This is a genomic window from Niallia sp. NCCP-28, assembly GCF_023168165.1.
Classification (GTDB): domain Bacteria; phylum Bacillota; class Bacilli; order Bacillales; family Cytobacillaceae; genus Niallia.
The window spans coordinates 1-22,076 of record NZ_BQYJ01000007.1; the positions used below are offsets into that span (position 1 = coordinate 1).

Genomic DNA, 22,076 nt, shown 5'->3' on the forward strand with positions numbered 1-22,076 from the left:
TGTACATTATATGGTAAAATATGGAGTGTTAACTACCTCCTTTATTTATCCATGCCTCCACGAAGCCAAAAATAATCTGAACTCATTAACATCGTATATTATCTGAATAAAAGGGTTATGAAATCCTGCGAATAAGTGAGCATTCGAGAGATATCCGTATCAATCTGAGGGAGTTTAGTTAGGATTAACACAAACTTTCTAAATAAAACAATCTCAACTATAGTGAAAGGCATCTTGGTGTAATACTAAGGTGCCTTATATATTATTCAAGCAGGATTTTGTGTAGTTTTTCACTTAAACTAATCAACCCTTTTGTGAAAAAGAAGGATGCTCTTCATTTACCATTAAAAACGATTCCATGTTTGTTGGTTAGACAGTTCATTTATCACCGAAATGCTGACAATTTTTTTAAAAAAACCTAGGTAAACCTAATCGGTTCCCTTAAAGGGGAGAATGGTCCTTTTTAATTGGTATTAGGAGACTTGTAAAGAATATAGACTGGAAAACGCAAAAATTTCTTCCAGTGAACTTTCGTCTAAACGGAATAAATCATACAAATCAAAATATTTTTTGCATTAATCCCTTTTGTATATGGTTTAGAGTTTCGCAAGCTCGATTCGCAACCGCTAAAGGAAAACCACGATACAAAATTGTCGGTCAATCAGGGCACAAAACTATAGAATGTAATTGTGACCCAATCTATCCGAATAGAGGGATGATCCTAATTAGGTCTGAAGTTGCTTATGCTTGGGATGCTAATTTTAACTAAATCATAACTGATACCAAAATATTTAAAGAAGAACACCTTCACGATTTTGTCAGAAAAAATGCAAGACTGAGATTCATTTATTACCCACAGGAACTTACTGAAAATGATACACAATCAATGAGTGAGTATCAAAATGACCTTTAACGATTTAACGGGAGAGAACGCTATATTGATGGTTTGTATACAAATTCCACATATACTTCTATGGCACACTTTTGGTTGATTAAAGAGATGTTGAATGAGTGGCGATTTGTAACAGATATTGATACACCCTTGTTGTTCGCAATATAATATATATAGTGTTTTCAAATGAATTTAAGGGATTTGATGCTTACTCTTTCTTGTGTTTAACAGTCCGAGGAAAATCCAGAAAAAACAAGCTTTTACTGAATTCAAAGAAATGCGCAGGATTTAATTAATTGGGGATTAGCCAATAGAATAGAAAGTCGTTCTTTATAAACCATCGCTTACGAATACTTAACAGATATTTTTAAACATAAGGGCCATTCTTTTCAGAAGGAGATTGTTTTGCTCACCCATAGCTATTTAGTAAATTAGAAGAAGGCTGTCTGTTTTGGAGAGACCTTTGACTACTGCAAGAGGCGATGGAAAGAGCTATATTTATTCTAAATTTAATCCTTAATATGCTCAAAGGGCTTTGACCATCTAAGAAGCTATTACAATTTTTGTTTTCCTTACCAAACTGGCGATAAAAAACGAATGACTCCGACTCAACGTTTAGGTATCACGGATAAGATTTTCAAAATAAAAGATATTCTATATTTGAGATAACAAGATCGAATTACTTTCCCTGTGTTGAAATAAAATATATAATATTAATGGAATTTAAATAGGCGATGGAGTTCGCCTTTAACCGCCGAATGGCTAATGACTCCTGCTGGTAACATTATTACTGGCAGGAGTCTTTTTATTTTTAAGAAATAGGGAGGCAGCAGAATGATTTACTTTTGGGTAGGAATTGCAGGGACACTAGGAGCTATTTTAAGGTATATGATTGGAGTTTCATTATTTACAAATAGCACATTCCCATATGCGACATTAATGATTAATTTGATTGGGAGTTTTCTTTTGGCTTGGTTAACAACTAATTTATTTAAAAGGCTCTCGATTTCTCCTATCATTGCAACGACGTTAGGAACAGGATTTGTTGGGTCCTTTACAACCTTTTCAACTCTTAGCGTCGAAACTGTCAATTTGTTTCGGGCTGGAAATATTGTTTTGGGCTTATCTTATGTATTCGTAAGTATTATTGGTGGATTAGCGATGAGCCGCTTAGGTTTTAAAGTAAGCCAGGAAGTGCAAAAATCTTGACAGTAGCACATATTTTATTAGTTGGTATTGGCGGTTTTTTCGGAGCGATTTCTCGATATTCAATCAGCAAGAAACTAAACGGTAAATCAACATTAAAACTCCCCCTGGGAACTCTTACAGTAAATCTATTGGGAGCCTTTCTACTAGGGATTATTACTAGTGCTAAAGCAGATACGATGATAGCTCTTCTGCTTGGAACTGGTTTTATGGGAGCTTTTACAACCTTTTCCACACTCAAATTAGAAATGATACAATTACATTTAAGTTTATATAAAAAGATATTTACCCTCTACACAATCATCACCTATGGTGCAGGTATTATCCTAGCTTACTTAGGATATTTAGTCGGTAACTTCATTTTGTGAAATTAATGTTAAAAGAGCATCGAATTCGATGCTCTTTTTCGTTGTTTTGATGTCTATTTCAATTGCTAAAACTTATACTGAAATCTAGGGGAAACTTAATGTTATTTTAACAAAACTCCCCATCTAGAGAACCCGTTAAGGTAAACCTAGAATCTTTTTGATTGTTTAATTATTTATTCTTCTTATAATTTTCGTAATTCTTATTACCACCAGAAAGATTATAGATATAGTTAAACCCTAAGTTACGTATAACATTTTTGTGCAGTATTCCCAGTCACTCCACCATTACAGTAAGTTTACTGTTGGAAAATTGGGATCAAGTTCTTTACATTTCCCACGCAATTCGCCTAGTGGTATATTTATTGCAGTCGCCACTTTTGATACATTATATTGTTTTGGTGGACGTGTATCAATAACTTGAATGGCTTCTCCCTCTTGGGTGTAATTAGCTTATTTTTCTTATCAATAGCTTTTTGCAAAGCCATCCCAGTATACATAGCTGGATCTTTAGTTGTGCTGAATGGTGGTGAGTAGGCAAGATCAAGATGGAATAAGTCTTCTGCTTTTTCCTTAAACGTAAGAGCTGTTACAAAAGACATCAATTCTTTTATCCACTCCTTCTTCAACTACTATTTGTACACCTAAAACCCTTACAATTTTTTCCTTAATAACTATTAATTTCTCCCAAATACTCTGAACTAGCTGGTTTAATATTATGAAGTATTTCAATATCATAGCCTTCTTCTAACGCTTCTAGCTCATTCATACCTGTTTGACTAACAGCTAAATCAAATACACGTAGTATACCTGTGTCTAAAATACCTCTATGTTCTAAAGAGCCACCCGTAAATCATTTTCTTGTCTAACTTTAATGCTCTAACCATCGCTAAAACAATTGGTGTTAAATTATGCCCCATCATTTGCGAAAAACGCTGCAACAATAGCCCCCTAGAATAGCAACGTAAACAAACATCTTCAAGCTGTTACCACCAGCATCTAGCTTCTGCCATATGTAAAGCTGCCCATTCAAAAAATCCAATTTCATCTAAGATTAATGAAATAATAATGAATGCAACAAATGCCATTGTTGCATTCCGTACAATCCCTGTTACGTCAACGAGATCATTAAAATCAACTACACCAACAAGAAGCGCTAATATTGCTCCGCCATTAATGGTGAAGTGAAAGGTACAAGATTTAGAATAATACTTTAGGATTTAGAATAAATATGGTAAAGGCGATGTATAAACTACATACTACGGGCGAAGAAGAATATTATTCAGATTCCTATAAGCATATCGATTTAATCATCGTTGATGAAATTGAACGATTAAAACTGCAAAGTTTAGAACAACTTAGGGATATTTACGATCAAAACAACGTAGCAATGATATTAATTGGAATGCCAGGAATTGAAAAGCGATTAGCTCGTTACCCTCAACTATACTCTATAATTGGTTTTGCTCATGAATTTGACAAACTAAGTAAAGATGAAGCTCATCATATACTGGAGTATAAATGGGAAGAACTTGGACTAAAAATAACTATTAAAATAAGTGAAAAATAAAACTTAAATTTACACATTAATACAAAAAGCTATCCTTAATTTTTATTTAATATGATTTAGCAGTATTTAACCCTTCGACTAAAAGAGAAGAGAAATTGGACTGGTGTAATTAAGAACTCTTCTATCTATTTTTGGTTTAATTGCGTAGATGAAGTTAATATCATAAATAAGGATGAATGGCATTACTAACTTGTTCAAAGTTCTGAAATAGTAAAAATAACTGCCCAGGTAAGTTCCCTTAAACAATAATCACCAAATAATCATATATATTTAATTCCTGTAGCATTTGGTATTTTTTATGAAGATGACCTAGCAAAGGATAAACAATAGTTTTTGGGTTTATCCTTTTTATTTGTTTATTTATGCATGGAGGACTATACTTTATGAAATAAAAAAAGCCCTGAGAAAATATCAGGACTTTAGCTTTATCATCTAGAAGTATAGTTCTAATTTGAAAACTTACTTACTTATCAGAATTCCGATTGATTAGCAAATATTTTTGCACTTTCTGGAAAAATAGATTTTCCTTAATCTCTTGTACCGATAAAAATAGTTTAGCCATATCCATTATCTTTTGTTTCTCAATTAGTATCTTTAAAAATAGATATGGGTATAAGTGCTCAACCAATACTAATTGAACGGATAAAATGGGCGGTTGAAGAATTGAAGAAAGCAAATACAATGCATATAGCAAAGCCAAATATCGTATGCTGTCATTATCAAAATAACGCTAATTTATATGGTGCTTTATATCATTTGTTAACAGAGAATGATAGATTAGAAGGTCGGGTTACAGCATATAATTAAAGATTATATTTTGGTTGGGGAAAAGGTATATTTCAACTAGAAATTCTACTGCAGATCCTTCAAAACCTACAAAAGTGGCTTCGTTTGTCTCCTTACTCATACCAGACATGACAAAACTTAATTCTCCAGAGAGTAAATTACCCCCGTGACGTATCTTGCCGTTCAGAATAATCCCACCACCTACGCCACTCCCCAATACAAGTACAACAGCGTCCTGTTTACCTTTAATGCTACCTAGCCATAGCTCCGCTAAGGCTGCGCATCTTCCATCATTTTCTATTGCTACGTCAATATTGTAATGATCAGCTAACTTTTTCTTTAGATTCACATTGTGCTGAAAAGGAAAGGATCCACCGTTATATATAATTCCTTTTTTTGTATCAACAGCACCAGGGCAGCTAATTGCAATTTCTCTGATATCCTTACTGTAATAGTCATCAATTACATGAAATAATTTTCGGTCGAATTCTTCTATATTTTTACGTGAAATAGGACAGCTATCACTTTTGTAAGCTTTTAAGTGGTTATAACGCTCCCAAATAGGATGTTTAAATAATCCATTTATTGATATAGAAGTTAGATATGGAAATAATGTAGATGTGTATGGAACAGCTATTAAAGAAATTAGAATCATACTATTATTTATAAGTGGCATACTTTATCTATTTGGTATTTACTATTTAATTACAGGAATTAAGAGGTAACACTATTATGAAATGAATGTGCGATATTTTAGGAGGTATCGCATTTTCTCTTGCACTAAGAGAGTAGAATTCCTTATAGAAGAAACGCTTGTGTCATAAACATGGCATTATTCCTGTAATAATTAACTCAAAAAGGCTGAGTTTGTGAAAAAATGCACTTAAAGAAACAGGGGCGATCGTTTAACAACATATAGCAATATAAAAGATTTTTCAGTGCAATTTAACGCCTAAACTAAATGAAAAATAACTCCTAAATTGACAGTCCGTTGTTTTGGTGTCAATTCTTTTAAGTTACGACTCATACAAAAAAAGAAACATCTTCTATAATATTAAATGCTTCTACTTTTTTTATAAACTTTCATTTCTTTTCTTCTATACATTGCGAAAATAACTCTTGTACTAGTTCTAATCTTCGATTCCCTAAAAAGATTATTTGTGATAAAAATGCAAATGAAACAAATACTAAAAAAATAAAATCTATATATCCAAAGCTACTAAAAATATTTAACATCTCTACATAATCCATAGTAGAAATATAAAAGCACCTTAAGTATCATACTTTGACTCAACTTAGGGTGCCTTAGTGTATAGTACTATTCAATATTATAGTAAGAAAAAACAGCTTTTTTGACTTTTTTGCCCAAGTAAGAAGAACACTCAGGGGAAAATAACTTTTTTATTAAACCTTCAAACTTACCTTTACTAATGATACCATGTTCAAATGCACAACATAATATTCCAATGGTTCCTGTACATTCAACATTATATTCGTTACAGATACTTATAACTCTTTTTTCATTTGATGTGCAGTAGATCATCTTTTCCCTTGCAATTGCGATACATTCTGCATCATAGTCAGAAAGAGCAGGCTTGTCCTTTAAAATTTTACTCAAAAACTCGTACGATTCAACCTTTTCTATGGCAGTTGGTTGATATTCTAACCATTCAATATTCGATTGAATAGTTTCGAGAATAGCCTCACGTTCTAAAATACTTTGTGGTATATAGACTTTTACAAATACTTGATTAATTAAGGATATACATTGAAGCTCTGTAAAATCATTCAGAATGTTATTATCCAGCACTCCTACTTTTCCCATAAGATTTTTAATCTTCTGTGTATTGATCTCCATAGTCCTCTTCTTCAGCCCATGCTTTAACGAGCAGGCGTGCCTCCTTGTCATTTAATGATAACAACTCGGCAACCTTATTTGTAGTCACCTTATCCTCCAAGTACAATCTACGAAGAATGGATTTTAACTTCTTATTTTTTTCTATTGGTTCTATTGGTTGAGGCTCTTTATGGTCAAATCCTGAATTTTTGAGTTTGTTAAATAGGGCACCAAATGTTTTTTGCTCTATATAACCTTCCTCTTTTAATGCCATTAATAATGATTTTGCACTTACACCGAATTCCTTTTTCACTTCAAAAACACTATTAAAGTTAGATATAAAACCTCTAAACAGTCTTTTATAACCTCTTAATTTATGTCTAGGAATCAAGAAATAACCCGCAAATTTATCAACAATTTTTTCATTAATATTATTACGCGTTTTACTATAAGTTAACTCTCCTGGTTCTCTATCATAATCCTCTCGATGAAATATCAGATGCCCAAGTTCATGTATGACACTAAATATCTTTCTTTCCTCAGGAATATTAGGGCTATCATTTATTATAATAAAGGCACCCTTATCTTCTGAATAGGCAGATAATCCAAATATTTTTTCGTTATCTAACTGTAAAGCTAAAACATTTATATTATTTTTTTCTAAAATTGAGTAAATATCGTAATCAAGAATTTCTTCTACTCCAAATGCCATTCTTTGTTTTTCAGCTATTTCTCTTATAATTTCAAGATCATCATCAGTAAGTTTATTTTCTTTTAAATGTAACTTATATGCTTGAGGTAAAAAAGCTACATTATTTTCTCCAGCCAACTCTAAGATTCGGATGTATTCATTTAGAAAATTGTTAAGAGAAAGGGCTAAATCATCTTCAAAGTTTTCTTGAGGATTATCTGCTCTAAACATAAAGGACATGGATGAATCCTCATCAGATTCTAAAAACCATTTAAATGGTAAGTTAAACTTAGTAGCTAATCTGAATAGTCTTGCACTATCGATTACCTGATCCCCAGATAAATATTTAGCAATCGTAACTCTAGTCACCCCAATAATGTTACCGATGTCCTCATTAGTTAATCCTTTAGATTGCTTTAATCTTTCTATGTTTTGTCCAATCACCTTTGCAATGTTTTCCATCTACACACCTCCTCTTAATTTAACTTGAATGTTAAAAATAATTTACCCTAAACAGATTATATTATACATTGAGTGTAAAGAAAAGTTTCTTTTTTGCTTGACCATATAAAAAAAAACAACTATATTAATAATTGTAGATAGTTGTTTTTTCGCATAGACCAATAAAACCAATCAAAACTGATACTGCAATATCAGATAATAGGTTTGTCTACGTTCCATATTAATTTCAATCCAATACATTATATAAGAAAATTTCTAGAAAGGCAATGTAATTTGTCTTATTAGAAATGAATATATAAGGAATATAGACTTATCTTTTGATTCGGTAAGGAAGGAGAATTAATCAAATAGGTCTTAATGCGGGAATACCTCCATCTAACAAAACTATTGGAGGCAAAAATAATGAATATTATTTACTTGCAAGAAATGACAGCAACAATTCAAAGATTATCCCGTTATAATGGAGGTAAATCAGACCGGGTTAAGGTTCAAACTCTTCTTGAAACAGTTGAACCAATTTCCGAAGGTCAATTCTGGTATATTCCTTCTGGATCTACTGTTCCACCACATGTTTTAGAATTTCTTCGTAAAGATGCAGAATCAAAAGGTGAAGTATTCCAGCTGCCAATGATTCCACTTAAGGCAGATATCCTTGAAAGCACTGAAGATATACAAGAACAAGCAATTGCTGGAAATCTTCGAGAAGTATTAGACGATGCAAATAAAAACATTCTTGTTTCTATCATGAATCGAACTGAGCTCACAAAATTACCTGGACAATCCAAAGAAGGTCATTTTGTCTACGAAGTTAATTATGAACATAATATCTATGAAATTCCTGGTCAACCAAACCACTATGAATTTGTAACACAGCTTCCGTTTTCAGGATTACAGTTAGATCCAAGTGGAGGTAGAGTCGAACTAGTAGTAGTGCTTCCTACTGGAGCTGTAGTTGATGCTAACTTGACTAAGGGTATTGATGAACATAATGCTGAACTGCAAGAATACATTACTTCTATTCCTGCTACAAATAAAAATGTTGTTTCTTTTGAATATAGATTAGATCCAACTTTCACTGTACATTATTCATATAATGATTAATAATATGCAAGGGACTTACTAGTCCCTTGTTTTTTTGTTCTCTACGCCCTATAATTCTTAAACTAAAGAAGTGTAATTATTCACAAATTTATTTGAATGATGAGCCTCCGAGTAGATTTTTTGTCCCTTTTAGCTGGCGGGCTCAGGACACATTTATCTTATCAAGAGGTCTTTTTTCTTTCAAATCTCATTTTCAGTTAATATAGGAATGCTGCCACGTTAGTCATTTAAATATATAACCTTCAAAGAGCACTTGCTAATCTGAAAATCTGTGAAAGTCACCCATATAGATAACCAAATTATACCGTCAGAATAATATAAAAACCGAGATGTCATTAGTTAGACATCTCGGTTTTTTTAACCTTTTATTCGCAATAACCGTAATGCATTTAAAATAACGATTAAAGCTGCTCCTGTATCACTTAATACTGCCATCCAAAGTGTTAACCACCCTGGGAAAATCAATACTAAAGCAATAACTTTTATGAGGATAGAGAACCAAATGTTTTGCTTTATAATGCTTAAAGCTTTTTTACTTAATTTAATGGTATGTGGCAGTTTCTCTAAATTATCTGCCATTAACACAATATCTGCTGTTTCCATGGCAGTATCTGTACCAGCCCCACCCATTGCGATTCCTAAATCAGCCGTTGCCAATGCTGGCGCATCATTTATTCCGTCACCAACCATTGCTACTTTGTATCCTTCTTCTTGCAATTTCTTTACCGCATCGACTTTATCTTCTGGAAGTAAATTAGCAAAATATCGATTTACATTCGCCTTAGAAGCAATCAATTTAGCTGTTCCTTCATTATCTCCTGTTAACATAACCGTTTGCTTGATACCATTAGATAATAGTGATTTTAGCGCAACGGCAGAGTTTTCACGTATAGTATCAGCAACCGAAATAACTCCCAGAATATCGGTTTTTGTCCCTATGATAACTACTGTCTTCCCATTATTTTGCACTTCATTTACATACGCTTCAACCGTACCTAATGGGATACTCATTTCTTTAAACAGTTTCAGGTTTCCTGCATAGTATATTTCTCCAGTGATGGTAGCTTGCACACCTTTTCCTACAATGTTTTTGTATTCTGCTCCATCTTTAGCTGGCTTCCCTAGTTCTCTTACATGATCTACAATTGCTTTAGCAATAGGATGAGTAGAATATTCTTCCAAAGTAAGAGCTATGGATAGCAATTCTTCTTCAGAACCATTAAAGGTTTTAATGTCTGATACTTTTGGTTTCCCTTCTGTCAGCGTACCCGTTTTATCAAAAGCAATTGCATTGATGGCCCCAGCAGCTTCTAAGAAAGTTCCACCTTTTATTAGGACACCATTTCTAGCAGCATTGCCGATAGCAGACACAATCGCAACAGGAGTGGAGATAACTAGCGCACATGGACAAGCAACCACTAATAACTCAAGCCCTTTATAGAACCATTCTCCCCATGTTCCCAATCCTATCAATGGAGGAATAACAATAACTGCCAAAGCAGCTATAAATACGATAGGTGTGTAGATACTTGCAAATTTGTCCACAAATGCTTCTGTTGGTGCTTTTTGTTCTTGTGCTTCTTCTACTAAATGAATGATTTTAGAGATAGTAGTATCTTCTACCAACTTCGTTACTTTTATTTCTAATAAACCATGTTCATTTATTGTACCAGCGTATACAGAATCACCTATAGCTTTATCTACTGGTATAGATTCTCCTGTTATAGGTGCTTGGTTTACACTGGATTCACCTTGAACAACATCGCCATCCAAAGCAATTCGGTCACCAGGTTTTACCACGATAGTAGTACCAACTGAAATCTCCTCAACTGGCTTTTTGATTAAGTCATTTCCAATCTTAACCCAAGCCTCCGATGGAGATAAATCCATTAAACTTCGAATAGAATTTCTAGTTCTTTCAATGGACTTTGTTTGCAGGTAATTTCCGATGGCGAACAACCATACTACTGTGGCACCTTCCAACCATTCTCCAATTAAAGCAGCTCCAATTGCGGCCGCAGACATTAGCACGTTCATATCAAGGGATCGGCTCTTAATGGCATAAAAGGCACTTTTCACTGGTTTATACCCACTAATTACGATAGCACCAGCATATAAAATAGTGGATACAATCATCGGAACAGATATATAAGATAGTAAAAAACCTATGACTATAAGAAGACCTGAAGAAATAATAATCCAGTTTTCTTTTTTACTTTTCGGTTGTTCCACCGATGATTTCTTATTTAATTTCAAACTAGCACTGTACCCAATTTTACCTACTTCTGAGATTATTTCGTCTACACTATTGGTATGTTCTATTTTCATTTTTCCTGTAGAGAAATTAACACTTACTTCTTTAACGGAAGGGTTTTTTTGAAAGTGGTTTTCAATACTTTTTGCACAGCTGCCACAGTCCATTCCCACGATATCATAAGTTCGTAAATTTTTGTTTTGTTGCAGCACTTCAGCCGAATATCCAAGTTTCTTTATTTCCTTTTCAATAGAAATGAATGAAGAAGAATTAGCTGCGTGTACTTGCATTTTTGCCGTACTATAGTTTACTTTTACTGTCTCGATACCTGGTAATGATCCTAATCCTTTTTCAATGGTCTTGGCACAAGCAGGGCAATCCATCCCAGTAATAAGGAAATCTTGCCTTTCTCCAGCATTAGTTTCCATTATATTTTCTTCGACTTCAATTGTAGTACTACAACAAGAGCTAGCCTTTTCTTCAGACTTACTAACTTGAGAAGCACAGCAATCACTTACTTTTTCAGCTGACTCCTTACTGCAACATGAGTCCTTCTCCGGCTCTTTAGTACTGTTACAGCAGCTACTTGCCACCGGTATCACATTAAATAGCTCAGATGTATTCGATGGTTGCTTTTTATTGGTCGAACAGCAACTTGAGCTTATTTCTTTCATTTCTTCTTTCGAGGAACTTGAACTGCAACATGTACTTTCGTCTGTCTCTTTGGAATTACTGCAACAGTTGCTTTCAACTAAAATCACTTCAGAACTTTCTTCTGTAATTTTCGTTTCGTTAGAACAACAATTTGTTGTGGTAACTAGTTTATTATCTTTATTTTCATTGTTTGAACTACAGCATTTTTCAGGCACTATTATTCACCTCACTCCATATGATTTTCACAACAAATAACGTCATTCTGAACATCATTTAGAACTACATCAAACATATCTAATAAATCACGAATATATTGGTTTCTCAGACTATAAAAGCAATATTTGCCTTCATTTCTTCCAACGATAATGCCACAACCCTTTAAACAGGCTAAATGTTGAGAAATATTCGATTGATTTCCTTTTATCTGCTCGACAATTTGTGATACAGTTTTCTCCTCATTTTTCAGACATTCTAGAATCTGAATTCGAGTTTTATTCGAAAAACCATGAATTAGTTTGACCTTCATATCCAAAGTGCTATTTTGCATAATTACCCCCTCGTATTAGTTGTTTCTAATATGTCTAATGCCATCATATTAACTTTTACTAATATGTGTGTCAATAAATTACTGTTTTTTAATGTGAGAAATAAATTCTTAAATAAAACTAGCCAATTAAAAAAGTCTGGAGATGTCTCTATCTCCAGACCACACTTTATTTTATGAAACAATATACATTAACGATAAATAAATACTTACTAAAGAGAGAATTCCCAAAACGAGTGACAAATACGAACTTTTTTTCTTAAAGTAAAATACAACTGTTAGTATTAAAAATACAAGGGTTAACAATAAAAATAGAATACTTATTAAGCTAATACCTACTTGTAAGTTTACTCCTAACTCAACTTCCCCTTGATGGAAGACTTTAAAGATTGGTGATACAGACTCTTCTGTTATGGCTGTTTCTTTCGGTGGAGATTGTTGACTTAATGCTGATGTAGCTGTAAAAACAAATAAAATTATTATACTTTCAATCCTAGCCCATGGTTTAGGATTAAAGTTTTCTTCTTTATTAAGTCTTCTTTTAATAAAAAAACCATTAATAAATGCATACACCAGTAAAGGGATAATTAAAATATGCTTTATTAGTAATGATTGACCATATGGAATCATCCAGGAATTATAGTAATTATTAAAGTCGATATCAAATGTCATTAGAACAATACCGCTAATTGCTGTAATAACTAAGCAAGAAATAGCTACTGGTGTAAACCATTTTAAAAACGGCAACCAATTTGACTCATCTTTGGAAAACCAACTAATTATAAATAGGATACCAACCCAAACACTTACAGCAGTCAGATGTGTACTATCACTCAAAAATCCCTTAACAGGATTCAATGAACTCGCATGACTTGACCAACCTACTGCGCTAATTAAGATTAAGGTAAATAAAATACCAACAATGTTTTGTATTGTTTTCCGGTTGTTAAAAAAAACTAGAAACGGAACAAATGTTAGAGAAACAACAAAAGTGAATAACCAAGACTTTCCGATTTGAAATGTAAGCAGAACTGAATTTACCGCGTCAGTAAATCCAAGTAGTGAATTAAGATGCAAGATAAGTGGTAATACCGGAATAAATGAAAATATTACTATTCCCCCAAGAGAGATTAGTAATATTTTTCTAGGCAAATATATTAATGGCTTATAGTTATTAGGGACAAGATTCAAAAGAAAGCTTCCCATAATAATTGAGTAGCAAATATATAATAAAGCTTGAGTAACTGTGATTATGATAAACATTATACCGATTTATTTTTCCTTGTTACTATATATGCTGCAACTATAATAATTACTATTATCCCTACTAATATTAAAATTGCAGGAATTAATACAGTAGAAGGATCGGAATTTGCTTTCTCATATGCAGCATGTTCCTCTGGAGACATAGTTGAATGATCTATTTCCTCTGTATCCTTTTTCGTGTCATCTTTAGTTGTTTCTTCTTCTTTAGCATCTTGTTGTGTTGTTGCTTTCTCATCTGTTTCGGCTTTCAACTGATCCTCTTCTTCTCCCACAGGAGCATCAACTGTAAAAGTAAACTCTCCCTCAATAATATGACCATCTACTCCAATAATTTGCCATTGGATATCATAATTATCATTTTCTAATGGAGAAGTAAACTCCCCGATAAGTTGGTTATCCGTTTTTTCAATATTTTGCACTTGTATCACTTTGTTTTCCGAATTTATTAGTGTAAATGTACTTCCCTGTTCAATTTTAGTTTCAAATGTTAGTGTGATTTTTTGCAATTCTTCCTTTACTATCTCCTCATTCCCAGGTGATGAACTTTCCAACCCAGTATGAGCAAATGCATTATTTGTCCATACAAAAAAGAAACTAATAAAAAATATATACAAACCCTTTTTCATTTTTTCCCCTCTTTTTCTCTAGTCATTATATTAACAACATCGTTATAATGATAACATGATTCTAATTATTATAATTGTGACAATTTAGTGAATAAGTATTAATTTATACTAATACTTGTTGAGGTATATGTTTCAATTATAAGTTTAATGAAATTGCCTGACTCCCCATTTGTTCCCAAGCCTTTATAAATGGTTGTATAGGTACCTGTTTATTTTTCTTACCATCAATTGGATCATTGAAATAGATATTAGCTTCATCATAACCTGTTATTAAAACAGAGTGTAATCTATAAGTGATATTAATTTCGCCTGATGGAGTATTCCATTTTTCAAATGAAGATGACGGCAAATAATCATAGCTTGCATTTGTTATAATCCAGATAGGTCTATTATTAGAGAGATATCTTTTTAAGTCCTCTAAATTACTTCCGGTCAAATTTACTATTTTCCCTGGAAGATATTCTTCAGCTAAATCCAGAATAGGTTTATGATATACACCATACCCAGGATTATTAAAAGAATACATATCACCTATAAATCCATCATTTGGATTTCCCCAGAATATCTTTCCATTTCTCTTAGTTAATGGAGTTTTATCCTTTTTTACTTTTTTAGCTAAGTCCATTTTATTAACCTTAATATCGTAATATTGGAAAAACATTGCTAAACTAGTTACTTCACATCCTCTTGGTAGTTCAGGAAATTGTTTAATTATAGGTGCATCAAGAATTATGTTTTTTTTGACTTTTCCTCTATTTTCATCCTTTTCATTCCATTCTTTGTTTATTTCCTGTGCTGGTTTTTTCTCTATTCCCTCCTTCTTTTCACTGCTTGTAATGTCAACTTCCTTTTGTAAAAAAGACTCCACTTGCTTGCTATTATAAGTAAACAAGCTTATTAAGATTAAGAAATAAAAGGCAATTAAAGAAGGAATCATAGTTCTAATACTTTTTGAAATAAAAATGATTATTAAGGTAATTAATACTAAGCCCACAAGTACAATAACAATATTTTGCATATCGACTTCTCCTAATTAATTTTACAGGTGAAATTCAACATCAGTATATATCCATAAAAGTAAATTGCAAAAAACAGCATCATTATCAGCTTAGTTACTAAATAATGATGCTGTTTTAGCTAATTATTAGGATTAAGAAAAAGGATCGTCATTTGTTACTTTTAGTATTCTCATAGCATTCAATACTGCGATAAGTGTAACTCCTACATCAGAAAATACGGCTTCCCACATTGTTGCAATACCAAAAGCCCCTAACAATAGAAAGATTGCCTTTACTCCTAATGCGAAAATAATGTTTTGCCATACAATACGTCTAGTCCGCTTAGCAAGTGAGATTGCCGTGGCTATTTTAGAAGGTTCATCTGTCATAATAACAATATCAGCCGCTTCAATTGCTGCATCTGAACCTAACCCCCCCATAGCCATTCCTACATCTGCTCTAGCTAATACTGGAGTATCATTAATACCGTCTCCAACAAACAAAATTTTGTCTTTAGCATTCTTAGAAGCATCTAATTTCTCTATTTCTTCTACTTTATTTTGAGGAAGTAACTCTGCATGAACCTCATCTATTTCAAGCAGTTCTCCTACCCTTTTCCCAACCACTTTAGAATCCCCTGTTAACATAACGGTCTTCTTGATGCCTATTCTTTTTAGTGTTTGTATCGCGCTATAGGAGTCCGCTTTTATTTGGTCTGAAATTGCAATGGAACCTACGAATTGTTTATCGTATGCAACATAAACAATCGTACCAATTTCGTTATTCCTGTAAAAATCAACCTTTTCTTTTTGCATAAGTTTATCGTTTCCAGCTAGTATTTCTTTTCCGTCCACTACTACAGAAATACCATGACCAGCTATTTCATTATAGTCTTGAATTAATTCTTCCTTTATCTTATCTCCAAAGGCCTTTCTAATTGAGTCAGCAATTGGATGATTGGAGTGTGTTTCAGCGTAAGCAGCAAACTTAATTATTTCTTCCTCTGAGTATCCATTAACAGGATAAACCGAGTCTACTTCAAATACACCTTTTGTAAGGGTTCCTGTTTTATCAAATACGACATACTTAACATCATTAAGTGCTTCCAAATAGTTACTACCTTTTACTAATATTCCTTTTTTAGAGGCTGCTCCAATTCCACCGAAAAAGCCTAAAGGAATAGAAACAACTAAAGCACAAGGACAGGAAATAACTAAAAAGATAAGGGCTCTATATACCCAGTCTGAGAAGGTAGCTCCACTAAAAAGTAAGGGTGGAACAATAGCTAACAGTAATGCAATAATTACAACAACTGGTGTATAGTAACGAGCGAATTTAGTGATAAAGTTCTCCGTTTTAGCTTTTCTATTGCTAGCATTTTGTACTAATTCTAAAATTTTAGAAACAGTTGATTCTCCAAATTCTTTTTTTACTTCTACCGTCAGAAGACCATTTTTGTTAATAAAACCACTTAATATATCACTTCCCACAGTTACATCACGTGGCACTGATTCCCCTGTTAATGCAGATGTGTCAACGCTCGAAGTTCCTTCTAATATAACACCATCTAATGGAACCTTTTCTCCAGGTTTAATTACAATAATATCGCCAATTTCAACATCTTCGGGTGATACTTTTTTGACATCTAATCCAACTTGAAGATTGGCAAAGTCTGGTCGAATATCCATTAAACTGCTGATTGATTTTCTAGAACGATTAACTGCAATTGATTGGAATAGCTCACCGACCTGATAAAATAGCATTACGGCTACACCTTCTGGATACTCCTGAATAGCAAAAGCACCGATTGTAGCAATAGCCATAAGGAAATGCTCATCGAAGACTTGCCCTCTTGTTATATTTTTTATTGCTCTTAATACAATATCGCCACCAACTATAACATAAGCAAGTAAGAACACCATCAATTCGGTCATTCCTGTTATTGGCGCAAAAATCCCTAAACCAAAAATTAGTCCACCTAAGAATAAACGACTAATCATTTTTTTGATATCATTACTTCCATGCTCATGGGAATGGGAATGGCCATGATTATGGTCATTTGCATCATTGTGGGAATGGTCATGATTATGGCTATGAGCATGACCATGGCTTATGAGTTTAGTATTCCTTCTCCCACTTTGTTTTTCAACTAACTTAACATGTGGCTCTAAACGATTAATTGTTTTCTTTGTATTTAATAATATACTTTCTTCTTCGTTACTTTCGTATCGCAAGGATATTGTCTGTGTAGCAAAATTCACATTACAATCCTTTACACCATTTATAGACGAAACTCCTCTTTCAATTTTCATTGCACAGTTAGCACAGTCAAGACCCTCTAATAAAAATTCCTTTTTTAACTGTTGTCTGACTTCTTCCATAAATACTCTTTCCCCTTTCTACAAGCGTTCAAAAACTTATATATGACCAAATATTCATATAACCATATATGTATTATATACTATCCAAAACAAGTGTCAATGGTTATCAACTTTTAAGAATAAAAAAGGATGGTATACACTCCACCATCCTTTTACCCCATATTCTTTCTAAATAATCTTCTTATTAATGGTGTTGTGCATGATCAATCATTTGTTCTAATACACCCATTACATGCGCATCATCACACGAATAAATCATAGTAGTTCCTTCTCTTTTATATTTAACAAGCCTCAAATTTTTCAGAAAACTTAATTGATGAGAAACAGTTGATTGTAACATCTCCAACCTTTCTGCTATTTCATTTACAGAGTGCGGTCTTTCTGCTAACAAATGCAATATTTTTATCCGTGTTGGTTCAGAAAGAGCCTTAAACGTTTGAGACACTATAAATAATGTTTCCTCATCCAGTTGATTTATATATTGTTTTGTCTTCCCCTCATTTTTTTCATGTAAAGATCCCATTATGTAATCCCCTTATTTAGTTCTAATTTCTCTATTATAGCATAAATATATAATTCCCCTTTTTTATTTACTAAAAAAAGCAACTGTTTACTATAATTCTAATGGGATATATTACACATTAATCTAAACTACTTTACCTTCCCGTATTTAAATATTATTTGTGGTATACAGAAAATTATTTTTTTAAAGCTAAAAGTCTTAATGCATTAAAAACAACAAGTATTGTGGATCCCTCATGTATTAAAACAGCTAACCCAATTCCAGTAAAACCAAATAAAGTTGCAGGTATCAGGAAAGCAGTAACGCCTAAACTTATCCATAAATTTTGCTTTATTATGGATTTACTTTTCCTACTTAGATTTATTGCGAAAGGTAAATCATTTAAATTATCTGCCATCAAGGCGATATCTGCTGTTTCTAACGCAACATCTGACCCTGCAGCACCCATTGCAATACCAACAGAACTTTTTGCCATAGCAGGAGCATCATTAACACCATCCCCTACCATAGCAACCTTCTTTTCAGTTTCTTTAAGATCATTTATTGCTTTAACCTTATCTTCAGGTAGTAGTCCTCCCCAAGCCTCTTTAATTCCGATTAATTTCGCAATACTATCCGCTACTCGTTGATTATCACCTGTAATCATTATCATTCGTTTTATTCCGTACTTCCGCAAACTTTTAATAACAGATTCAGCCTCTTCTTTTGGAGTATCCATCAGTCCAATAATACCCAGAAACATTTCTTCTTTTTTTACTATCATCGCAGTATTTCCATTTGACTCCAATTCATTTAAACTGTTTGATAAATCATCGGGTAAACTAATGGAGAGGTGCTCCTCAAATAAACTTCTGTTTCCAATATAAATGGTTTCATTATTTAACTGTGCCGTAACACCTCTTCCCGTAACGGCTTTTAAACTATCTGCTTCTTCTATTGGTCTATTTCCGAGTTTCTCTACTCCACCTTTTACTATGGCGGCTGCTAGTGGATGATCACTTAATTTCTCTACCGCAATAGTAGTTAATAATAACTCTTCCTCACTAACATTATTAACAGTTACGATTTTATTTAGTTTTGGTTTACCCTCCGTCAATGTTCCTGTTTTATCAAAGGCTATTGCTTTTAATTCTCCTAAATTTTCAAGAGGTAACCCACCTTTTATTAATACACCTCCACGAGCAGCTCTTGCTACTCCACTTAATACAGCACTTGGCGTAGAAATAGCTAATGCGCAAGGGCTTGCTGCAACCAAAACTGCCATTGCCCGATAAAAGCTTTCACTAAATGTTTCATCTAAAACAAGAAAAGCAAAAAGAAGTAAAAACACCAATATAAGTATAGCTGGGACAAAATACTTCTCAAAACGATCAGTAAATAATTGAGTAGGCGATTTCTGTGATTCCGTTTCTTTCACTAATTTTATTAAACGACTTAAAGTCGAATCGTTAGCCTCTTTTAATACCTTAACTTCTAAAGTATCAGTACCATTAATGGTTCCAGAAAACACTCTACTTTCAGAAGGTAGATTTTTCTCCGATATATTATCTGGATTACTTATAGGAATTTTATCAACAGGCATGCTCTCACCCGTTATTGGAGCTTGATTAACACTACTCTTACCTTTCACGACCACTCCATCAGCTGATATTTTGCTATTAGGCTTTACAATTACGATATCTCCGATTGTCAAATCCTCGATAGGCACTTCTTTTTGATCTTTTCCAATTCTGACAATAGCTGTTCTAGGGGCAATATCAGCAAGGGCAGATATTGAATTACGCGCTCTATTCATCGCAAAATGTTCTAGTGCATGTCCTGCACTAAACAAAAACAGTAACAATGCACCTTCAGCCCACTCACCTAGAAAAGCTGCCCCAATTGCTGCCAAGATCATTAGAAAGTCTATTTCAAATTTTCCTTTTTTTATAGATGAAATAGCTTCTTTAAGCGTAAAAAATCCGCCAAAAAAATACGCTATAACATACAAAGTAATGGATATTAAACTGACATTATCTTTCGTTATACTTATCAGATAACCAATTCCTAATAAGGCACCACATAGTAATGAAAAAATAAGTTCTGTATTACCTCCAAAGATTCCTCCGTGATGGTGATTATTTTCATGGTTTTCTCCTTTATGAATTGAATCTTTCTGCTTTTTATTCTCCAAACTAATTACCTCCATTGGCTGGTTCGTTATTCAGTGTAGTATTTCCTTAAATATGAGATATTGAAACAATTTCTTTAAAATATAATAGGCTTTATTAAGTGAATACTCGTTTCATTTATCCTAAGTGGTTAGAAAATAAAATAATAATCAATAAAAATCCAATATAAATTTAACTTATCCTAATTTTATGAGAAAAAACTCTGTTCAATATTTTAATCAGAGTTTTTTCTCAGTGTATTCATTGCTTTATATTACTGTGGTTCTCTAATTTCAACTGGTTCTTTCAACTCAAATGGATTATTTATTTCAATGAATGGTTCGTTTGATTCTTTAATTCCTAAATTATTTAACAGACTTATATCATCTGGATTTCCCATATTATTTATTACACCTAAAAACTTATTTTTATTAAACATATTTTTTCACCTCCCAAATCTATTTTTATCTAAACTAAACTTTAATATGAATGATATTTTTTGAAATTTTCTCCAACCATACAAAGTTCATTTTATTATTATAAACCTGAATACATTATTCATTTGCGGAGATAATATTTTTGAAAAGTAGATATGAGGAGGGGGAAAAAATGAGAGCACAAATTCTATCTACCCCACATTTAATTTTAATTATTATAGGAATAATTGGTGGTACACTTGCTAGGGTACTTATTTTAAGAGAGGACTATAGACAATATCCCACCTATCCAAATGGGGTTCTTAGCCAAATTGCACTTGGTTTTGTTGCATCAACATTAGGGGCAACTTTCATCCCTGCAATAATGACAAATAACGTTACAGCTGCTACTTTTTTAGCTTTGGCAATAACTCAATTTCAGGGTGTTAGAAAGTTAGAACAAGACAGCCTAAAATCCTTAGAAGAAACCGAATACACAAAACGCGGAAGTGCTTATATCGATGGTATTTCGAAGACCTACGAGGCGAGAAATTATATAGCTTTATTTGTTGCATTAACAATAAGTGTCATAGCTGAGTCACTCGAAACAATGCCAGTGTTCATCCGTATAAGCTTGGGAATATTAGGGGGAATTTTAATCTTTTTAATCTTAGTCCGTTTCTCAAAAGGGAAAACTATATCTGATTTTGCAGTAGTAAACCAAGCAAAGATAATTATAAAAAATAACGAGCTTTATGCAGATGATATGTTTATTTCTAATCGTATAGGTAGTATTCGTGGGCAAGAGATGATACTTCAAGAGGGGATAGCTGTTATTTTAAGCCCTAAACAAGAACACTATAGAATCTTCCTTGATAATTTTGGCCAAAGACAAGCTATTTTATTTGAAATCACCAGAACTCTTGGCTTAAAAAGGTACCATTTTACCAGAAAAGATTATTCTAACGGGAGAATTGCTTTTGTAATCGTACCTATAATTCATAATATTGATAATATGATTTCTTCTATTCTTCGCACCCCTGTTCTTGAAACAGTCCAAAAGAATCATAAATATTTACAAAAAAGGAGAAATAATTGTGGAAGACATTAAAATTTTTGCCGTTATTGGAAGCAGTAGTCATACAAATGAAACAATTAACTCTGGAAATGCACTTTTCATTCAGGCAAAAGAAGAGAAAGAACAGCAATCGTTAGTAAGGGAAGTAGCCCTAGCTGTTAGAGGGGATACAGTAAAATTAAGTAATGGTTTATATCTTGTTATAACTGCTGATCGCTAATTTTAGGAGTTAAGTGCTTTCGACTGAGATATCTTGGAATTATAATATGAAGATTT

Annotated in this window: 17 protein-coding genes, 4 pseudogenes and 1 riboswitch; of the genes and pseudogenes, 7 read left to right on the top strand and 14 right to left on the bottom strand. The window is 33.0% G+C overall.

What is annotated here, in order from left to right; translation table 11 throughout:
• Positions 1-1,322 precede the first annotated feature (1,322 nt).
• The 3 genes and pseudogenes from NCCP28_RS23985 to crcB (NCCP28_RS17610) form a co-directional block, all read left to right on the top strand.
• Positions 1,323-1,561 (top strand): annotated as a pseudogene (locus tag NCCP28_RS23985) (insertion element protein); the annotation flags it as partial.
• 52 nt (positions 1,562-1,613) lie between these two features.
• Positions 1,614-1,674: riboswitch (Fluoride riboswitch) on the top strand.
• A gap of 52 nt (positions 1,675-1,726) precedes the next feature.
• Positions 1,727-2,101: a fluoride efflux transporter CrcB gene (crcB, locus tag NCCP28_RS17605; RefSeq protein ID WP_182103065.1), complete on the top strand. Its 375-nt coding sequence runs from the start codon at positions 1,727-1,729 to the stop codon at positions 2,099-2,101.
• Positions 2,098-2,466 (top strand): fluoride efflux transporter CrcB, encoded by a 369-nt coding sequence (gene crcB / locus NCCP28_RS17610; RefSeq protein ID WP_182103064.1) that lies wholly within the window; start codon positions 2,098-2,100, stop codon positions 2,464-2,466. The genes crcB (NCCP28_RS17605) and crcB (NCCP28_RS17610) overlap by 4 nt, the downstream gene beginning before the upstream one ends.
• Positions 2,467-2,635: 169 nt before the next feature.
• On the opposite strand, the pseudogene NCCP28_RS17615 reads toward crcB (NCCP28_RS17610), so the two are convergent.
• A pseudogene (locus NCCP28_RS17615) lies at positions 2,636-3,313 on the bottom strand (rhodanese-like domain-containing protein); the annotation flags it as partial.
• A pseudogene (locus NCCP28_RS17620) lies at positions 3,303-3,638 on the bottom strand (ArsB/NhaD family transporter); the annotation flags it as partial. The pseudogenes NCCP28_RS17620 and NCCP28_RS17615, both read right to left, overlap by 11 nt.
• Before the next feature lie 98 nt (positions 3,639-3,736).
• Here NCCP28_RS17620 and NCCP28_RS17625 point away from each other — a divergent pair.
• Positions 3,737-4,018 (top strand): annotated as a pseudogene (locus NCCP28_RS17625) (AAA family ATPase); the annotation flags it as partial.
• An 805-nt stretch (positions 4,019-4,823) separates the two neighbouring features.
• Here NCCP28_RS17625 and NCCP28_RS17630 read toward each other — a convergent pair.
• From NCCP28_RS17630 to NCCP28_RS17640, 3 genes are all read right to left on the bottom strand, one after another.
• Positions 4,824-5,495, bottom strand: coding sequence for an ROK family protein (locus tag NCCP28_RS17630; RefSeq protein ID WP_182103061.1), 672 nt, complete (start codon positions 5,493-5,495; stop codon positions 4,824-4,826).
• 642 nt (positions 5,496-6,137) lie between these two features.
• Positions 6,138-6,677: a PIN domain-containing protein gene (locus NCCP28_RS17635; protein WP_182103060.1), complete on the bottom strand. Its 540-nt coding sequence runs from the start codon at positions 6,675-6,677 to the stop codon at positions 6,138-6,140.
• On the bottom strand, positions 6,652-7,809 hold the full coding sequence (locus NCCP28_RS17640; protein ID WP_182103059.1) for a helix-turn-helix domain-containing protein: 1,158 nt from the start codon (positions 7,807-7,809) through the stop codon (positions 6,652-6,654). The genes NCCP28_RS17635 and NCCP28_RS17640 overlap by 26 nt, the downstream gene beginning before the upstream one ends.
• 402 nt (positions 7,810-8,211) lie before the next feature.
• Here NCCP28_RS17640 and NCCP28_RS17645 point away from each other — a divergent pair, with 402 nt between their 5' ends.
• Complete coding sequence (locus NCCP28_RS17645; RefSeq protein ID WP_182103058.1) at positions 8,212-8,910, top strand: hypothetical protein; 699 nt, start codon at positions 8,212-8,214, stop codon at positions 8,908-8,910.
• A 357-nt stretch (positions 8,911-9,267) separates the two neighbouring features.
• On the opposite strand, the gene NCCP28_RS17650 is transcribed toward NCCP28_RS17645, so the two are convergent.
• The 9 genes from NCCP28_RS17650 to NCCP28_RS17690 all read right to left on the bottom strand — a co-directional run bounded on the left by NCCP28_RS17650 (position 9,268) and on the right by NCCP28_RS17690 (position 20,745).
• Positions 9,268-11,838: a heavy metal translocating P-type ATPase gene (locus NCCP28_RS17650; RefSeq protein ID WP_182103068.1), complete on the bottom strand. Its 2,571-nt coding sequence runs from the start codon at positions 11,836-11,838 to the stop codon at positions 9,268-9,270.
• Positions 11,839-12,044: 206 nt separating this feature from the next.
• A complete protein-coding gene (locus NCCP28_RS17655) occupies positions 12,045-12,365 on the bottom strand; it encodes an ArsR/SmtB family transcription factor (protein WP_127739801.1) in 321 nt (106 codons plus the stop codon).
• A gap of 171 nt (positions 12,366-12,536) precedes the next feature.
• Positions 12,537-13,553: a copper resistance D family protein gene (locus NCCP28_RS17660; RefSeq protein WP_237944438.1), complete on the bottom strand. Its 1,017-nt coding sequence runs from the start codon at positions 13,551-13,553 to the stop codon at positions 12,537-12,539.
• A gap of 71 nt (positions 13,554-13,624) precedes the next feature.
• A complete protein-coding gene (locus tag NCCP28_RS17665; protein WP_182103057.1) occupies positions 13,625-14,254 on the bottom strand; it encodes a copper resistance CopC family protein in 630 nt (209 codons plus the stop codon).
• Positions 14,255-14,390: 136 nt separating this feature from the next.
• Positions 14,391-15,272: a C39 family peptidase gene (locus NCCP28_RS17670; protein WP_237944437.1), complete on the bottom strand. Its 882-nt coding sequence runs from the start codon at positions 15,270-15,272 to the stop codon at positions 14,391-14,393.
• A gap of 132 nt (positions 15,273-15,404) precedes the next feature.
• Positions 15,405-17,633 (bottom strand): heavy metal translocating P-type ATPase, encoded by a 2,229-nt coding sequence (locus tag NCCP28_RS17675; protein ID WP_182103056.1) that lies wholly within the window; start codon positions 17,631-17,633, stop codon positions 15,405-15,407.
• A 184-nt stretch (positions 17,634-17,817) separates the two neighbouring features.
• Positions 17,818-18,156: an ArsR/SmtB family transcription factor gene (locus NCCP28_RS17680; RefSeq protein ID WP_182103055.1), complete on the bottom strand. Its 339-nt coding sequence runs from the start codon at positions 18,154-18,156 to the stop codon at positions 17,818-17,820.
• 175 nt (positions 18,157-18,331) lie between these two features.
• Positions 18,332-20,329: a heavy metal translocating P-type ATPase gene (locus NCCP28_RS17685; protein WP_220459910.1), complete on the bottom strand. Its 1,998-nt coding sequence runs from the start codon at positions 20,327-20,329 to the stop codon at positions 18,332-18,334.
• Positions 20,330-20,580: 251 nt separating this feature from the next.
• Positions 20,581-20,745, bottom strand: a complete 165-nt coding sequence (locus NCCP28_RS17690) for a hypothetical protein (protein WP_182103053.1) — start codon at positions 20,743-20,745, stop codon at positions 20,581-20,583.
• A 170-nt stretch (positions 20,746-20,915) separates the two neighbouring features.
• On the opposite strand from NCCP28_RS17690, the gene NCCP28_RS17695 reads away from it, so the two are divergent.
• Positions 20,916-21,833, top strand: a complete 918-nt coding sequence (locus tag NCCP28_RS17695) for a YIEGIA domain-containing protein (RefSeq protein ID WP_182103052.1) — start codon at positions 20,916-20,918, stop codon at positions 21,831-21,833.
• On the top strand, positions 21,820-22,020 hold the full coding sequence (locus tag NCCP28_RS17700; RefSeq protein WP_182103051.1) for a capping complex subunit for YIEGIA: 201 nt from the start codon (positions 21,820-21,822) through the stop codon (positions 22,018-22,020). Before NCCP28_RS17695 ends, NCCP28_RS17700 begins: the two co-directional genes overlap by 14 nt.
• Positions 22,021-22,076 lie beyond the last annotated feature (56 nt).

Bases quoted from the DNA above. Each gene is read 5' to 3' on its own strand.
- NCCP28_RS17670 (WP_237944437.1), bottom strand. From the start codon at position 15,272: ATGCAAAATATTGTTATTGTACTTGTGGGCTTAGTATTAATTACCTTA.
- NCCP28_RS17650 (WP_182103068.1), bottom strand. From the start codon at position 11,838: ATGAAAGAAATAAGCTCAAGTTGCTGTTCGACCAATAAAAAGCAACCA.
- NCCP28_RS17630 (WP_182103061.1), bottom strand. From the start codon at position 5,495: ATGCCACTTATAAATAATAGTATGATTCTAATTTCTTTAATAGCTGTT.
- NCCP28_RS17695 (WP_182103052.1), top strand. From the start codon at position 20,916: ATGAGAGCACAAATTCTATCTACCCCACATTTAATTTTAATTATTATA.
- NCCP28_RS17675 (WP_182103056.1), bottom strand. From the start codon at position 17,633: ATGGAAGAAGTCAGACAACAGTTAAAAAAGGAATTTTTATTAGAGGGT.
- NCCP28_RS17635 (WP_182103060.1), bottom strand. From the start codon at position 6,677: ATGGAGATCAATACACAGAAGATTAAAAATCTTATGGGAAAAGTAGGA.
- NCCP28_RS17665 (WP_182103057.1), bottom strand. From the start codon at position 14,254: ATGAAAAAGGGTTTGTATATATTTTTTATTAGTTTCTTTTTTGTATGG.
- NCCP28_RS17645 (WP_182103058.1), top strand. From the start codon at position 8,212: ATGAATATTATTTACTTGCAAGAAATGACAGCAACAATTCAAAGATTA.
- NCCP28_RS17680 (WP_182103055.1), bottom strand. From the start codon at position 18,156: ATGGGATCTTTACATGAAAAAAATGAGGGGAAGACAAAACAATATATA.
- crcB (WP_182103065.1), top strand. From the start codon at position 1,727: ATGATTTACTTTTGGGTAGGAATTGCAGGGACACTAGGAGCTATTTTA.
- NCCP28_RS17655 (WP_127739801.1), bottom strand. From the start codon at position 12,365: ATGCAAAATAGCACTTTGGATATGAAGGTCAAACTAATTCATGGTTTT.
- NCCP28_RS17640 (WP_182103059.1), bottom strand. From the start codon at position 7,809: ATGGAAAACATTGCAAAGGTGATTGGACAAAACATAGAAAGATTAAAG.
- NCCP28_RS17690 (WP_182103053.1), bottom strand. From the start codon at position 20,745: ATGTTTAATAAAAATAAGTTTTTAGGTGTAATAAATAATATGGGAAAT.